The 15,862-nt window shown below is 38.5% G+C and carries 10 protein-coding genes; 2 read left to right on the forward strand and 8 right to left on the reverse strand.

Translation table 11 applies throughout. The features are described from left to right. Positions 1 to 18: 18 nt before the first annotated feature. From JMN32_RS19085 to JMN32_RS19105, 5 genes are all read right to left on the reverse strand, one after another. Entirely contained in the window at positions 19 to 795 is a 777-nt protein-coding gene (locus tag JMN32_RS19085) for a LytR/AlgR family response regulator transcription factor (protein WP_202857970.1), read from the reverse strand. 385 nt (positions 796 to 1,180) lie between these two features. After that, positions 1,181 to 4,663: a TraB/GumN family protein gene (locus tag JMN32_RS19090; RefSeq protein ID WP_202857971.1), complete on the reverse strand. Its 3,483-nt coding sequence runs from the start codon at positions 4,661 to 4,663 to the stop codon at positions 1,181 to 1,183. Between the two features lie 184 nt (positions 4,664 to 4,847). After that, the gene (locus JMN32_RS19095; RefSeq protein WP_317191795.1) at positions 4,848 to 5,210 is read right to left on the reverse strand and encodes a rhodanese-like domain-containing protein; all 363 of its coding nucleotides are present in this window, start codon (positions 5,208 to 5,210) and stop codon (positions 4,848 to 4,850) included. 5 nt (positions 5,211 to 5,215) lie between these two features. Further along, on the reverse strand, positions 5,216 to 6,553 hold the full coding sequence (locus JMN32_RS19100) for an MBL fold metallo-hydrolase (RefSeq protein WP_202857972.1): 1,338 nt from the start codon (positions 6,551 to 6,553) through the stop codon (positions 5,216 to 5,218). Between the two features lie 102 nt (positions 6,554 to 6,655). After that, positions 6,656 to 7,465: a sulfite exporter TauE/SafE family protein gene (locus JMN32_RS19105; RefSeq protein ID WP_202857973.1), complete on the reverse strand. Its 810-nt coding sequence runs from the start codon at positions 7,463 to 7,465 to the stop codon at positions 6,656 to 6,658. A gap of 354 nt (positions 7,466 to 7,819) precedes the next feature. Here JMN32_RS19105 and JMN32_RS19110 point away from each other — a divergent pair, with 354 nt between their 5' ends. Further along, positions 7,820 to 9,718, forward strand: a complete 1,899-nt coding sequence (locus tag JMN32_RS19110) for a transglutaminase-like domain-containing protein (protein WP_202857974.1) — start codon at positions 7,820 to 7,822, stop codon at positions 9,716 to 9,718. Further along, the gene (locus JMN32_RS19115; RefSeq protein WP_202857975.1) at positions 9,711 to 11,876 is read left to right on the forward strand and encodes a hypothetical protein; all 2,166 of its coding nucleotides are present in this window, start codon (positions 9,711 to 9,713) and stop codon (positions 11,874 to 11,876) included. The genes JMN32_RS19110 and JMN32_RS19115 overlap by 8 nt, the downstream gene beginning before the upstream one ends. A 59-nt stretch (positions 11,877 to 11,935) precedes the next feature. Here the strand turns inward: JMN32_RS19115 and JMN32_RS19120 are convergent, their stop codons facing one another. The 3 genes from JMN32_RS19120 to JMN32_RS19130 form a co-directional block, all read right to left on the reverse strand. After that, complete coding sequence (locus tag JMN32_RS19120) at positions 11,936 to 13,345, reverse strand: MBL fold metallo-hydrolase (RefSeq protein WP_202857976.1); 1,410 nt, start codon at positions 13,343 to 13,345, stop codon at positions 11,936 to 11,938. A 135-nt stretch (positions 13,346 to 13,480) separates the two neighbouring features. Continuing rightward, positions 13,481 to 14,821, reverse strand: a complete 1,341-nt coding sequence (locus JMN32_RS19125; RefSeq protein ID WP_202857977.1) for an OprD family outer membrane porin — start codon at positions 14,819 to 14,821, stop codon at positions 13,481 to 13,483. 2 nt (positions 14,822 to 14,823) lie between these two features. Beyond that, positions 14,824 to 15,855, reverse strand: coding sequence for a c-type cytochrome (locus JMN32_RS19130; protein ID WP_202857978.1), 1,032 nt, complete (start codon positions 15,853 to 15,855; stop codon positions 14,824 to 14,826). Positions 15,856 to 15,862 lie beyond the last annotated feature (7 nt).

Below are 15,862 nucleotides of genomic sequence, written 5' to 3' on the forward strand. Positions count from 1 at the left end.
AAACTGTAATCTAAAATATCAAACTGCTTTGAATAAACGAAAAACTTCTTCTCTGTACTGCTTGCTTACCGGTATTCGCATTTCTCCGATAAACAATGTATTGCCCTCAAAACCGGTTACACTTTGAATGTTTACTACATAACTACGATGTACTCTAAGAAATTGTCCGGAAGGTAGTTTCTCTTCCATCTTCCTCAGTACTGTGGAATATAGAAACCTCTCTGATTTTGAATAGATAAGTGTATAGTTATTATCTGCTTCAAGCAGCAAAATGTCGTCAAGGGTTACGCGCTGAAAGTGCTGATCCTTTTTAAGAAAAAGGCTATCATTTATTTGTAGTGCTGTATCGGTATTTGCCCCTTGCCAGGGTTTATTTGATATTGCTTTATCTGGTGGTTGATTTGAAAAGTTAGATAGTGCCAGCTCAATGGATATTAACAGCTCTTTTTCATTGACTGGCTTAAGGAGGTATCCATATGGATTCACACTTTTAGCTCTTTCTATAAGGTTACCATCAAAGTATGAACTCACAAATATAAAAGGTATGTTGTATCTTTTTTTGATTACCCTCGCAAATTCAATTCCATCTTTATCACCCTCAAGAACGATGTCTATTAGCATGATGTCTATTTCTTTGGCACGCTCATCAAGAATGTTTAATGCCTTGTCGGCAGAAGATACTATTTCCTGAACATTATAATTTAGACGAGTTAAAAGCATTTTAATATCCAGGGCCAGTAATATTTCATCTTCCACTACAAGTACATTTACTTTTTGCTTGGTGACATTACTCATTGAAAACTTGTGTTTTGTGGTTAAAACTGGTCGTTGTAAACATATCGAATAAACGATAAATAACTTTTGCTATAAATCGGGATTAAGTTACAAGCTTTATTTTATAATTATCAAAAGGTGTAAGTAAACTAAGGGAATCCTATCAGTTACTCAAAATACATGTTCATTCACTCATTTTTTTTTTATTTCGTTTTACATAAGAGTAAATAGAAGTGAATTAATCGGAATAGTTGAGGTTGCGGTATATACATGATGTCAAGATGTAAGTTCTGTGTCTAAAAATGCTTGTTGTGCTAGCACTTTGCTATTCTGGAGGAAGGCTTGATAATAGCATTCCCATACAGCTAGTTGGTAATCCCGGGTCGGTAGATCCGGGAGCCTTTTTCTAATAGCCGTAATTTTTTAAATCCTGAAGATACAACCTGGCTTGTTCTTGCCAATCTTCCAATAGGTGTTCCCACGGGGTATAGGAGAGATGTCCGTCAAATTCTAATTTGTTACTGTCAGTAGGATAAAAACCGGATAGACCAATATATTTTTCATTCTGATTGTAAACGTACCAAAATGAAAAGACATATACTTTTTTATTGTCTACTATAAGGTGTCCCAACAGTTCGATCTCGTCAGGGACCTCATCTTCATATGACATAAATTCATAAAAACATGTTTTGGCAAACTCATGCTGGGTTCTATATTTTTTGGGAATTTTATTGGTTTTGCCTGCTTTGAACAGACTCTCCATAATAGTATATCGTGTATCCATTGATGTCAATAGCTCTGACAGCAGTTGATCATCCACCTCCAGGTTATTAAATACCCTGGCAGTAACCGCTTTGGTTTGCATCCAGCCTGTAATTTTACTGTCTAACAGCTGACGGGTGAATTTTGATACGAATTCTTTACTTTTAATGCTATTGGCCAGTCTCAGGTACTGATTAATCTTAGGGTCATAATGGTAAGCATACTTAGAAGTATCTTTATTAACTTTACTGATGTAAGTCTTCAAATCTTCAAAAGCAAACCTGGTGAGTAAGCCTAATTGATCTTTAACTAAAGATACTTGTTCAGGGCTATCTGTCTCTGCCATGCCAGAGGCAATAGATAGTATATTTGAGCGGTACTCCTCATTATCCATCAATTCTAATAGTTTATCAAAGTGCTTTACAGCAAGGTCTAACGAATCGGTGAAGGTCTTGAAAATAGCCCAATCTTTTTTGCCCAGTTGATCCGGTGCGTGGCTGATGAAAAGCTCTAAAAATAGCTCCAGACCTTGATCATTTGGAAACTTGATCGCGCTGGATAGTATGTAGGCTTTTGTTATGTCGTTGGTAGTCTTGTTTTTATACAGTTTTTTCAAATACGGTAGCGATGTAGGTTCTCCGATATCAGCTAACTCTTCAACAAGTTTACAGCGGGCTCCTCCCTCAATACTGTCATCTGCATACGTAGTATTCAGTGCTTCGTAGATTAAGGGCAAATCCTCACGAGTAAATTCGTAATAGTTAAAAGCACCGATTGAGGCTTTGTACAGAGAACTGTCTGAAGCACTAAGCCCTTTAATGATTTTATCAGCTTTTGAAGCATAAACATCGAAGGAACTAAGTTTTTTCGGTCTTGTATAAGAATTGAAAAATGTATTGGAAGCATTATTAAAAAGAGCTTCTTCTGCAACATAGGCAGCCATGTAAAAGAGCTTTTTATCATCTAACCAGAACCGGTACCGTGTTTTCTGATGGTTGTATTTGTTAATGGAAACAACTTCTTTACCATGGGCACCATTAAGGGTTACATCTTTAGAGCTGACCAGGGAATCCGTCCATCCCAGAATGTTGTTATCAATAATGTTGGTGTAAAAGCTATCTAAATGGGTTACTTTGAAAAAGTCTTTTAATTCGCTGAATTCCAGCGAGTAAACACCACCTGTTTTACCATCCTTCAGGGTATAGGTTGTTGTACTGCGTGTGTACCAGCTATGGTCCACTGCGGAGTCGATGGAGATTTGGCGCTGCGGAAATAGCTTAAGTTTGAAGTTTTCTCCTTCAGGAATATGTTCCTCCAGTTTCTCATCCTCAAAAGGAATAAAAGAAAAAGAGTTCAGAAAATTGTTTTGGGGTAAACGTCGTTCGTTTTCATTCAGGTTCTGGTGCAGTACTTTATACACTCTGTTGCCTCGTATGTAGACGCGGCAAATTGTATAATATTTATTGGATAGCATTATTTCATATTCTCTGCCTTCCACACCTTGCAACCAAATGGTGTCCGGTGAAGCCAGCAACTTGCCTACAGAATTATACTCTTCAATAAGTGATTTGAAGACTTCTTGCTTGTCGTCGAGGTAATAGCCCAGGGGATAGTCATTATAGGCAATCATGTAGTTGGACATATTTCTGATGTCTGTTGAAATGACAAGGTCAAGTCTTGTATCATTTTCTTCGTAGACTCTATGAGTTTCTTTTGGAGGAACAGGAAAAAGGACTTTGAAGGCTGCATCTTTGTAGCGATAAGCCTGCCATTCCGCAGCTTTAAGTCCGGAAGGCTCAAAAGCCCTTAAAGAATTGAAAAAGTATTCCGTATACTCTTTGTCAGGCTTTTCATCTTTTCTATTCACATACTGGCAGTAGACTATATTATTTTTTATAGTGATTTGAAGCATCATATGCTCGTCATTGCTTTCACCTACAATCTCAATCGCTGGTGTTCCATTTTTTATTACTTCTCTTCTTTTTGTGACTTTAAAGCTGTTTTTTTCTTTAAATCCATTAACCATTTTTTCCACTATTTCATCTTTGTTAACCGTTTTGCTGGCACCGCGTAAATCAATGGTCATAACAAAGAAGCCAGTTTCTGAAATCAGGTCGGGGTACATCATCATATTGAGACCGGGGAATATATCTGCAGGTATGGGTATACCAGGCATTTTTAAAGCGTAACCGAGCTCCTTATCTTGGTAATCGTACCACTGCATCTTCAAAGGCTCTATTTTATACTGTTCGGCTACTCCTGTGAATGTGGCTTCTACTTTGCTCACTGTATAACCTTCTTTCCGGAGCATGTGTATAATGCCATTTTCTCCAGGCAAATGAGCACATCCCACGGCTGCAAAGGTGGGAGATTGGTTCATAAGCCGTTTGAGACTGTTGGTCATCACCCGGTTTCTTCGGATCATGATAGAGTCCATGATGCCATGGTGTTCTACCATCCTTTGTATTTCTTCAATGTTACCCCTGCTGTAAACATCTGTCATATATTCCAGGCTGCGACGGTAGTCATCGGTATTGGATTCCAATACTTCCATAAGCTCTTGCTTTTGCTCTTCTCTTGATGCTCCAAAGAAAATATCTGTTTGATCTTCAACTTTTTCTAGGCCAAAGACCTTTTTCCGTAGAGTTTTGGCTATCCCATAGAGATAGGCATCTACAAAGGTTTGTTTATCATCCGGCTTTGGTGTATTGGGAGTTAGAAGAGAGCGGATTAGTATTGGGTTTTTTATATTAAGTTTATCCAGGTCAAAACCTTTTTCCTCCTTGAAGCGCTCATTGAGTTCCTGGTATTCGTTGTCATCAAACAGATGTCTGAAGGTTTGGTCATCTTCGAAGTACTTGTTGAAAACATTGTTGAGCATAGAGTCTGGCTGAAGCTCTAGTGCGAAATACCCGGTTTTTTCAATGGCATATAAGACAGAGTCGCTGAAGTTAAAGGCCCGTGAATCTTTAACATGCATAGTACCAAAGAGATAGGATGGAGCTTCGAGGTTGTTTCCATCAATTCGCCAGAGTAGGCTGTAATTCTTTTCATGCTGGGCCTGGGTATGAATAAAGCAGAGCGAAAGTATTACTGAGATAAGTATTCTAAAGGCGTAAGGAACCATTAAAAAGATATTTAGAACAAAAAAGTATAGCCTGTTAACAAGCTATTAGAAATCTAACTTCTATCAATATAGTAAAAATGAGGAGTACTATTACTGAAGTATATCAAAAAAATAACCTCCTGCCGACTAATCGAACAGGAGGTTTAAAACCAACGCAAACTATTTTAATCTATTAACTCATTTCTTATCTCCACGCTCCAATTCCGCCTACTAGATTATATAGTTTGGTAAATCCCTGGTCCGCCATAATATTACATGCCTGACCACTGCGGTTTCCGCTTCTACAATACACCAAGTAGATTTTGTCTTTATCCAGCTTTTTTATCTCATCCATGAAATCCGGCGACATCAGGTTAATCATTTTATAACCGGGAATAACGCCATCCTGTGTTTCAGCGGGAGTACGTACATCAAGTACTACTGCATTTTTATCATTCATCAAATCACGAAACTCTTCGGCTCCTATGTTTTGATATTTTGTTGTTTTATATCCAAATCCAAACATGATCTTCTCTCTTTTTTCTTCCTCTAAATCTATTCTACTCATTACCACTATTTGAAGTCGTTGACTGCTTCACTTAAATCAAACACTTTAACGTGAAGTTTTTGTGCCAATATACTTGAACCTGCTGCTGACCTGTAACCACCTGCGCAATGAACTACTACGGGCTTATCGCCACTTATTTCTCCGGCACGCTCTCTAAGTTCTGGCAGAGGAATGTTAATGGATGCATCAAAGAACTTTCCTCCAGCTACTTCAGATGTATTTCTGATATCAATGATGGTATATTTATCTGGGTTTTGCTTAAAATCTTGTAGATCAATAGGCTCGGTGCTGGTAAGATTTCCTTCAGGGATCAACGAAGCTCCTTTTATATTGGATTCATATGCAATCTTTGCAGCTCGTTTTACGGCATAATCGAGCTCTTCTTTGGTATCTCCTACAAGATAAAACTGTTCTTCAGGGCCGACAATTGATCCTAGCCATGTCTCGAACTTATCATTTTCATTATTAGGAATATTAATAGCTCCATCGATATGCCCTGCCTTATATTTTTCCTGGTCTCTGACGTCTATCACCAGCACGCCTTTTTCAAGTGTATCAGTGGCTGATAGATAGGGGACCTTTTTAAGACTTTCATCTAAGGATTCAAGTCCCTTACGGTTAAGCTCAACCTCGTAAGGAAAGTATTTGGGTATAAATGACTGCCCTTCAAGGTAGCTGTCTATAAAGCTCTCTTTTTCCTTTAGTTGAAATGCCCAGTTTTCTTTTTTCTCACGGCCTATGGTGCTGTAAAGATCATCACTCATGTTTTTACCACATAGCGATCCGGCACCATGTGCAGGGTAAACTACTACATCTTCCTCCAGTTCACTGAATACAGAGTTCAGTGTATCATACATCATGCCTGCAAGTTCTTTTTTGCTCACTTTAATGTTACCGGCACCTTCTCGTAGATCAGGTCTTCCCACATCTCCAACAAACAATGAATCTCCTGTGAAAACAGCTTTTTCCTTGCCTTCCTCATCTAACAAAAGATAAGAGTTATGGTCAGGTGAATGCCCTGGTGTGAATAATGCTTTAAACTCTACATTTCCAATTTTCACAACATCGTTGTGCTCCATTGGCTTGTAGTCATAAGAAACACCCACTTTAGGGTTGACATAAATGTCAGCACCATATTTTTTCTGGAATTCCAGATGGCTACTGGCAAAGTCAGCGTGTGGATGAGTCTCGAATATGGCTACTATCTTGCCATTGTGAGCTTGGGCAAAATCAAGGTAAGGCTGGGGATCACGACCCGGATCTACCAATGCAATTTGACCGTTACTTTCAATAGCGTAAGAACCATGCGCTAATGCTTTATCATATATTTGTTTAATTTCCATTTCTGCTTTGTTAATTCTCAATTACTAATTTTTTTATTTCTTTTCTTTACAAATCTAGTGTGTTGCTTAAGGGCTGTTGGTAACAAATGTTACAAGGAGTTCCTAAAAAAGAAGCTCTTTGATGATCATAAATGCCCCCATGACTAAAACGAACCAGCCAAATCCCTTTTTAAGTTTTTGACCGTCGATGGAGTGTGCCAGGTATGAACCTAAAAATATCCCTACAATGGCTATTATTGAAAATACACCAAGAAATGACCAGTTAATAGGGGCATCGGCTTGAATATCTCCAATAAAGCCAATTAATGATTTTACTGCAATAATGAGTAGTGATGTGCCTACAGCCATTTTCATAGGTAATTTTGCAAATATTACCAGTGCCGGAATGATTAAAAAACCACCGCCAGCGCCTACCATACCTGTAAGCGTACCTACTACAAGCCCTTCTATGATGATCATGGGATAGTTGAACTTTGGTTCAACTTCTTCAACATCTTTATTTTGTGTCTTCTTCTTACGTATCATGGATACCGAAGCGAATACCATAAGAAAAGCAAACAGTAACAGTATACCTGTATCTTTTGTTAGACTATAACTACCTAATGTAAGCCATACGTCAGGTAATGCTGGAACTAACAACAGACGCGTAAGGTAAACTGCTGCAAATGCTGGGATTGTGAATACTATACCTGTTTTATAACTTACTAAGCCCTTTCGCGCATAGTTTATACCTCCAATTAATGCACTGAAACCTACTATAAAAAGAGAGTATGCAGTCGCCAATACAGGTTCAACCCCCATAAGGTAAACCAGTACAGGGACAGTAAGTATGGAACCGCCGCCTCCAATGAGCCCCAACGAAACACCTATGGCTGCTGCTCCAAAATATCCGACTATTTCAAATATTGTCATTTTTTTAAATTTGTTTTAAACACTGTTAAATACTTTGTTACAAATGTATCTGAGTCAAACAGGAGAGAGCGTAACATTTGTTACAGAGGTACAAGGCCTGGCTTATATAACAGCTTCTAATATGAGGTTGTTTAACAACGGTTTTCCCATGTTAATAGCATTTAAGCAACTTAAGCCGTAGCAACAGACCACATATACCGGCTATGAAATTTTATGCTGACTTGCTTTCCAAAAAGGTTGCGGTTTCTTCTCAAGAAATGGTTACTTACAGCTATTTTTTATTATCTTATATTGACTTTTATAATTACTTATAGTTATAATGTAGTTTCTTTAATTATTTTTTAGCTCCACCCAATGGTAAGGTTCAGTCTTTTTCTATTTCTTCTTTCTTTTCAAGTCAATGCCCAGAAAATCGATGATCAGCTTCTTATTGAAGCAAGAAATTTGAATAAGGCATATCCGGATGCTGAAGTTGCAGCATTATCATCCCGTTCTGTTTATGATTTTTTTATAGATAAGAGGGTAGGCTTTTTAAATGCAAGTCATGAAGAAAATATCAGGTATCTGGCTTTAAGGTCAAATACCAGTTTTGTAAAAAGGAACTACTATAATGATAAATCAAGTATAGAAAGCTACTCATTGAAGTCTGATAGAGGGAAGAATTATGATCATGATAAGGCATGTGGGCACTTTAGGTCAGGTGATATATTCTACTCGGATGCCATGATATGTGCTTATCGTTTCGTTATGAGCCTTCAGGGGCAGGGGGTTGACTTTGAGTCTAAGACAGTCTATTCAGACCCGAGATACCTGACAAAAATTTTCTTTCATGATGATATTCCGGTTGTACAGAGGGAGGTAATCATTAAAGTGCCTGATTGGGCAGAAGTGGAACTAGTAGAAATGAATTTTGATGGGTACGATATTAAGAAGTCAGTTACAAAAGGAGAGGTGACAACATACACTTATCTTATCTCTAATGTAGATACGCTTTCTGATGACGATAATGCTCCAGGTTCTCTGCTTTACCTTCCCCATATCCTTTTACTTACGAAGTCCTACGTTTATAATGCATCTAAAGTGTCGGTACTTGCATCTACCGATGATCTTTATGATTGGTATTACACCCTTATAAGTCAACTCGGGCATAATACTACCGATATAGATAAAAAGGTTAAAGAATTGACCTTAGGGTTATCTACAGATAAAGAACGCATTGAAGCCATTTACTACTGGGTTCAGGACAACATCAAATATATTGCTTTTGAAAATGGACTGGCAGCTTTCAAGCCTGAGGAAGCTGATAAGGTGTTCTATAATCGATATGGAGACTGTAAGGGTATGGCTAACCTTACTAAGACGATGTTAAGACTGGCGGGCTTTGATGCTCGCCTTTCCTGGATTGGAACGAATAAAATACCCTATACTTATGACATCCCATCTCTTGCAGTTGATAATCACATGATCTGCACGGTTTATTTGCCGAATAAGCAATATATACTTGATCCTACGGAGAAGTATAACCCTCTGGGCCAACATGCAGAGCGTATACAGGGCAAACAGATATTGATTGAGAATGGGACTGCATACGAAATTGATACCGTTGCAGTAGAGCGTATAGAGAATTACCTTAATGAAAGTAGATTAACTTTTAATGTCTCAGATAACCAGTTAGCAGGAACGGGGCTGTCAAACATTCATGGGGAGTATAAGAAGGACTTGTTTAACTATATCCATGCCTTGTCTAAAGAGGATATAGGTAAGTTTTTGCAGGCCATAGTTTCTGGTAGTAGCAATCCTGATAATTTTAATATTGAAGAGTACTCGGAACTGGACCGTAATACTCCGCTTACAATCACTTATGGTATCAGACTGGATAACCATATCAATACTTTTGACGATGAAATGTATTTAGATCTGGACTTTAAGAAGGAATTTAAAGACCTGAAACTTGATGATGACAGGGATATACCTTATGACTTTGGTCGTAAAGCTTTTAGCCGTACCATTGCTGAGATTACTCTACCTAAGGGGTATAAAATAAACTATATGCCCGAACCTTACCACGTTCAAAATGACTATTTTGAATTTGATATGAAATACGAGATGGTCAAGGGGAAAATTATTTATACCAAAGAGATAAAACTACTTCAAAATACGTTGCCGGTTTCCGCTTTTGGAGAATGGAATACAACGGTGAATAATATCAATAAATTTTATAATGATCAAATAATACTGAAAGCTGATGATTAAATACTCTATTAAAATCCTACTTTTTGTATTGGTTATAGCTCATGTTGCATCAGCTGCTAACGATGATCCGAAAAGGGCGGAAGAGGTCAGGCAAATGATGTGGAAGGATTCCGACCCAGAGTTTTCTGTTACAGCCATTCCTAACAAATGGAAGGATAAATCAGCGGTTATTATCGCTAAATACAACATGCTGTCATATAGAAAGGCAGCATTGAGTACAAGCCTGGAGTATATACGTTATAATCACAACAGGATTATGCTATTGGATAAGTCTGCCATTGAGGATTATTCTCAATTTACAATACCTGAAAGTGGCACTTACGGAAATATTAGATCAGCTTTTTATGCTGGTTTTAAAATAGTGAAACCAGATGGAAGAGAAATTGAAATACCACTGTCAAAGGCCGTAAAAGAGGAATTGGAAGTTAATAACTCAGGTTTTAATAAGCTTAAACTGGCGATACCCAACCTGGAAGAAGGGGATATACTTGATTATTATTTTGGAGAAGAAAGGCGCATCGTACTGGCCTCAAAATACTTTAGTTTTGATCCTGTCATTTTTCAATTGCATGGTGATTACCCTGTTATGAAGCAGAAAATCACTTTTGACGTTCTAAGAAGGTGCTTTATTAACCTGAAATCTTTAAATGGGGCTCCTGACTTTGCATTGGCTTCTGATCATAAAAATGATAAAAACACTTATACCCTTGTAGACGAGGATCGCGAAAGTATAAAAGATATCAGGTGGTTGTACCCTAACCGTCAGATACCAAGTATTAAATTCAAAATTACTTATGCTTCATCATTTGCTGCTAGTGCCCCTACTTTTATAGGAGAACCAGGTGTTTTAAAGTCAGAAGTGACTAAAGAGGAGACTAAAAAGCTTGTGCAATATATGTTCAATACCAGTTCGTACTATGGAGGAGAACTCAAAGCCTATATGAAAAAGCACCACAAGAAGGAGAAAGACCTTAACAAGCTGGCCAGAGAAGCATATTATGCTTACAGAAATATTAACAGGATTAAAAATACTGAGGCCAGACTACTATATGGCAAGAATGCCAATGAAAGTTCCAGTATTGTTAGAGATGTAATTACCCTTTCTAATTATTACAGATGGAATGATATTCCTCACAAGGTTATTATCGGAGTTCCGAGGGAGATTTCCAGTATTGATGATCTTATCCTTGAAAATGAGTTAATGATGATGATTAAGGTAACGACCACGGACCCTTTTTATGTTGGTAGGTTCACAAACCACTCTATTGTTGGAGAGATTGATGAAAGCCTTCAGGGAACTCGCGCTTATCAAGTAGATGGAGTATTGCCAACACCATACTGGGTGTTAAACGAAACTAAAGTGCCGGTGCATAATGCATCAGAAAACAATACCATGTCTACTTATGCCATTAAGGTATTGGATCTTGATGAGGATAAGGTAAATATTGCCATTAAGAAATCAGTCTCTGGAGCAAACAGAATATTTTATCAAAACGTATTGATGGATATCTACGACTTTAAGGAGGAAGAAGCATCTCGTTTCGATATGGGAGAGGACTTTGAAGGCTATAAGAAATCGGAACAAAAGAAGTTGCTGCAGAGGAAGACCGACTATGTGGTCAATAGAGAAAAGCAATTCAATGAATCATTAAAAGCAGTGGTAAGCAATGACCTTGACCTGATAATTGATGAGCCAAAAGATTTGGAAGTAAAACAAACCGGTCGTTTTCACGATGAACCAGAGTTTATCTATACTTGCAACACTGATGCTAGTGGAGCAATCAAAAAGGCTGGCAGAAATTACCTGGTTAACATAGGTAAGTTTATTGATGGACAGATACACCTCAGCGATGAGGAGCGAAAGGAACGCAAATATGATGTTTATGATTCTTACGCGCGGTCATTTGAATATAGAATAGAGTTCATTATACCCGAAGGTTACGAGGTGCAGGGGTTGGAAAAACTAGAAAATAATGTGGAGAATGCTACCGGAGGGTTCACTAGCGCGGCTAAAATCGATGGTGATAAGCTGATTATTGAAAGTAAGAAGTACTATAGCTCTAACTTTAATAAAAAGGAAGACTGGCCATTGATGGTTGAGTTTTTAGATGCAGCTTATAATTTTACCCAACAGCAGATACTTTTGAGAAAGCAATAAAACAAAAACCGCCCGACCTTTAACAGTCTGGGCGGTTCTTTTGGCATTTATAAAATAAACTACAACATTGTTTCTGGTTCGTGATACTTTGTAAGTTTTATACAAGACTTCATGATTTCATTGATACCACCTCTTACATTAGTAATTTCATTAAAGCCTCTTGACTTGAGAATTGAGGCTGCTATTACTGATCGATACCCTCCCTGACAGTGCAGGAAGTAAGGTGTTTTTCGGTCGATCTTATCCATATTTTTATTTATAAAATCGAGCGGAAAGTTGATGGCACCTTCTATATGCTGTGATTCAAATTCGCTCTTCTTGCGAACATCCAACACATTTAGTTTTTCAGTGTCATATAGATTGGTGAAGTCATGTGGTCCTATTTCATTAAGAGTGTCGATGTCTTTACCAGAGTTTTTCCATGCTTCAAATCCACCATCCATGTATCCCAAAATATTGTCATAACCAACCCTTGCCAGTCTGGTAATAACTTCTTCTTCAATACCTTTATCTGCAATAAATACTATTGGCTGCTTCAGATCAGTGATCAACGCGCCTACCCATGGAGCAAATTTATCTTCAATACCTATCCATATTGAGCCTGGAACAAAGCCTTTTATAAATTCTTCTTTATTCCTCGTATCAAGTATCAGGGCGTTGTTTTTGTCCACAACACTTTCAAAATTGCTTGGGTCAAGTCCAACTGCTCCACGAGACAAGACTTCATCAAAGCTTTCGTACCCCATCTTATTCATAACCGCATTTTTAGGGAAATATTGCGGTGGATCTACCAGGCCGGTTGTTACTTCTTTAATAAACTCTTCTTTCGTCATGCCTTCTCTAAGGGCATAGTTAAAACGTTTCTGGTTGCCCAAGGTATCTGTGGTCTCGGTACTCATACTTTTACCACAAGCTGACCCTGCACCATGGCCGGGATACACTATAATATCATCAGATAATGGTATGATCTTGTTGCGTAATGAATCATATAGGTGAGCTGCAAGATCTTCTCTCGTTAGGTTGGTTTTTACAGCCAGGTCAGGGCGGCCTACGTCTCCTATGAACAAAGTGTCTCCTGTAAATATGGCTTTTTCTTTACCTTCCTCGTCAATCAATAGGTATGTGGTAGACTCCATAGTGTGACCTGGAGTATGAATTACCTTAATTTTGATATTTCCAAGCGGGAGAATTTCCTCATCTGTTGCTATATGTGCATCAAAGTTTGGTTGTGCCGTCGGGCCAAATACTATTTTAGCCCCGGTTTTCTTAGCCAGGTCAAGGTGTCCTGAAACAAAGTCGGCATGGAAGTGAGTTTCTAATACATATTTGATTTTAGCTCCATGTTCTTCTGCTTTTTCAATGTAGGGGCCAACCTCCCTTAGCGGGTCCACAATAGCTACTTCACCTTGTGACTCAATATAATAAGCGGCCTCTGCCAGACATCCTGTATAAATTTGTTCTACTTTCATAATGATATACTTTGATTTACAATAGTGTAAATTTCGGGGTCTATGGGATGTAAATATGTAACTTATGTTACTGTGAAAACATGACATTCATCATATTTATAGGAAACCGTAGCCCAGTGTTTTTATGTGAAACGGCTATTTAAAAGTGTAATTAATGATAAGGTTTACCTGAAACATATCAACCTTATTGAGTACGAAATTGGCATTTTCCGGGAATTCCCCATGACTTAGTTTGTAGGTTAGTAAAAGCTCTGGTTCAAAGTGCTTTAGTGTCTCATGAGTATAAAACATATCAAGATTCAGGTGAGTGTAGTCAGGCATTGCATATTTATTATTTTCGGCATCAGTCACATCGGCTTTCCACTGATGCCCCAGACTTATTATGCTTTGTATTTTACTACTGCTCCAGATAAAGTCTCTGGCATAGGTGAGTACAACTGCATGATTGTTGGCAGATCCTTCACTGCGCTCTCTTTTTTGAAAACTGAATAATACTTCACGGCCCCATTCACGTGGAAATATAAACTGACCATGATTAAGTATATGATCGTAGCCAATGGAGACCTTGGACCTTTTCCATTTATACCTCCATTCTAAGCCTAAAATATCAGCACTGCTATGGGCATAGTACCTTAGACTGTCGGAGGAATTCCCTCCCGTACCAATACGGTTTTGATGTAACCATTCCAATGAAACTTGCATTCCTTGGTTACCCAAATCAAACGTAGGTTTCATGTAAAGGGTATTGAAAATATTATCAACGTAGTAATTCCAGATAGATAACTTTAATCCCTCAGAAGCTTGAAGATCTATATTGGCCAGTGCAATGTAATCAGAGGTAGTATTTTTTGCATATTGGCTTGGTTTTCCATCGACAGTTCTACCTGAAGGGTACTTACCTATGCTTTCCCCAATACCAAAGAATTTATGTGTAGACCGGGGAGATATGGCATTGAATACTCCAAATTGAAACTTTAAAGTGGTATTTGGCTGATATTTATACCATATGCCCTGCTCTAATGTAGGGATCATGCGGCCATCCTGAGGGTTGATAAAGGGGGAGGCTATTTTCATGCGCCCGATGGTAGCTTCATGTTTCTTGTGAGTATACTGAAAAAACAACTCACCAGGGATCAATATAAAATGATCATTAGGGTGTTCAACATCAAAAAGGCCTAACTCATAACGACTGACCTTTCCTGTTGTCGGGTCAGGTATGGAGAGGTCTTGAATGCCGCTATTTACTGATGTATAAAGGGCACCGCCTACCTTAATATGTTTCCAAAACGTATGTACATATTTGATTTTTCCGCCAATGGCAAGGGCCTGGAAATCCTTGAGGTTATCGTTATTAAAGGTGCCGAGGTAATAGGTTCTAAATTGTCCTGAAAGCTTGCCCGGCCATTGGTCTTTTTCCTGGCCATTGGTCATTTGAACAGTAACCAGCACGAGTATCCACGCTATTAATCCTCTCAAGTTTATTTATTTTTAGTGATTCCGTACTTTTCTTTATAAAACTCTATGATGGGTTGATAAGGGCCATATTTATGCTGTTCTGCAGAAAAATTGTCATCCCATGGTGGGTAGGGTGTTGACACTGGCTTAAGTTTTAGGTCAGGGAAGTCTGCTTCCGTATTTTGCTTCAATGGTCTCTCGAAACTATTGATATAAGCAGCTACATGATAAGCCTCTTCATCCGTTAGTTTTGGATTGTCCCATGTGGCCTGTCCGAATGGCATGTTCCCTTTGATGAATTGAGCCGCTGTAAGTACTCTATGCATGCCGGCACCATGGTTATAGCTATCCTTTCCCCAGAGTGGGGGATAGAGGTAACCTTTTGTTGAGTCAGCGAGTTTTATGCCTTGCCCTTTTTCACCATGACATACCTGGCACTCCTTAATATATGTTGCTTTTCCGGTTACCAGGTCAGCAGCTACATCAGGTATTTTGAGTTTAGCAAACCCTTTGTATTGACTTTCTTTTGCTTCAGGGAGACCATCGCTAAGCCATTCCATGTAGGCAACTATAGCTTCCATTTGCTTTGAGTCAGTAGGCAATTTCCTTCCATTCATGCTTCTTTCCATACAGCCATTGACACGTTCTTCAATTGTACCAATTTTATTTTCGCGACCTCTGAATTGAGGGTATCGGTTAGTTACCCCAATCCAGGAAGCAGAGCCAGCCTGGGTTCCATTTTCTAAATGACAGTTTTTGCAAGCTAGATTGTTACCGGTATATACTAAGGAACTATCTTTGACCATAGGCCCCATCCACTTGGGTGATTCGCTAACCAGCAAATAGCCATATTTGATCAGTTGTCCAGCTTTACCTTCAGGAAGGTCTGTTTCAATGTTACGAAGCACCCATTCCTTGTCAGTTAGGTTTTTCCTTTGATTAAAAACGGATGGCTTTATAATATAAATGGCCAATACTAGTAAGAGAGCTGCTGCCAGAACCACAAACACTGATGTGATTCTGGTGAACAACTTCAAAATTTTCCAGATTTCCATAGCTCAT

This window comes from Fulvivirga marina, assembly GCF_016775155.1.
Lineage (GTDB): Bacteria > Bacteroidota > Bacteroidia > Cytophagales > Cyclobacteriaceae > Fulvivirga > Fulvivirga marina.

Excerpts from the sequence above, each read along its gene's own strand:
- JMN32_RS19115 (WP_202857975.1), top strand. The coding sequence starts at position 9,711 with ATGATTAAATACTCTATTAAAATCCTACTTTTTGTATTGGTTATAGCT.
- JMN32_RS19110 (WP_202857974.1), top strand. The coding sequence starts at position 7,820 with ATGGTAAGGTTCAGTCTTTTTCTATTTCTTCTTTCTTTTCAAGTCAAT.
- JMN32_RS19090 (WP_202857971.1), bottom strand. The coding sequence starts at position 4,663 with ATGGTTCCTTACGCCTTTAGAATACTTATCTCAGTAATACTTTCGCTC.
- JMN32_RS19105 (WP_202857973.1), bottom strand. The coding sequence starts at position 7,465 with ATGACAATATTTGAAATAGTCGGATATTTTGGAGCAGCAGCCATAGGT.
- JMN32_RS19130 (WP_202857978.1), bottom strand. The coding sequence starts at position 15,855 with ATGGAAATCTGGAAAATTTTGAAGTTGTTCACCAGAATCACATCAGTG.
- JMN32_RS19095 (WP_317191795.1), bottom strand. The coding sequence starts at position 5,210 with ATGAGTAGAATAGATTTAGAGGAAGAAAAAAGAGAGAAGATCATGTTT.
- JMN32_RS19100 (WP_202857972.1), bottom strand. The coding sequence starts at position 6,553 with ATGGAAATTAAACAAATATATGATAAAGCATTAGCGCATGGTTCTTAC.
- JMN32_RS19120 (WP_202857976.1), bottom strand. The coding sequence starts at position 13,345 with ATGAAAGTAGAACAAATTTATACAGGATGTCTGGCAGAGGCCGCTTAT.
- JMN32_RS19085 (WP_202857970.1), bottom strand. The coding sequence starts at position 795 with ATGAGTAATGTCACCAAGCAAAAAGTAAATGTACTTGTAGTGGAAGAT.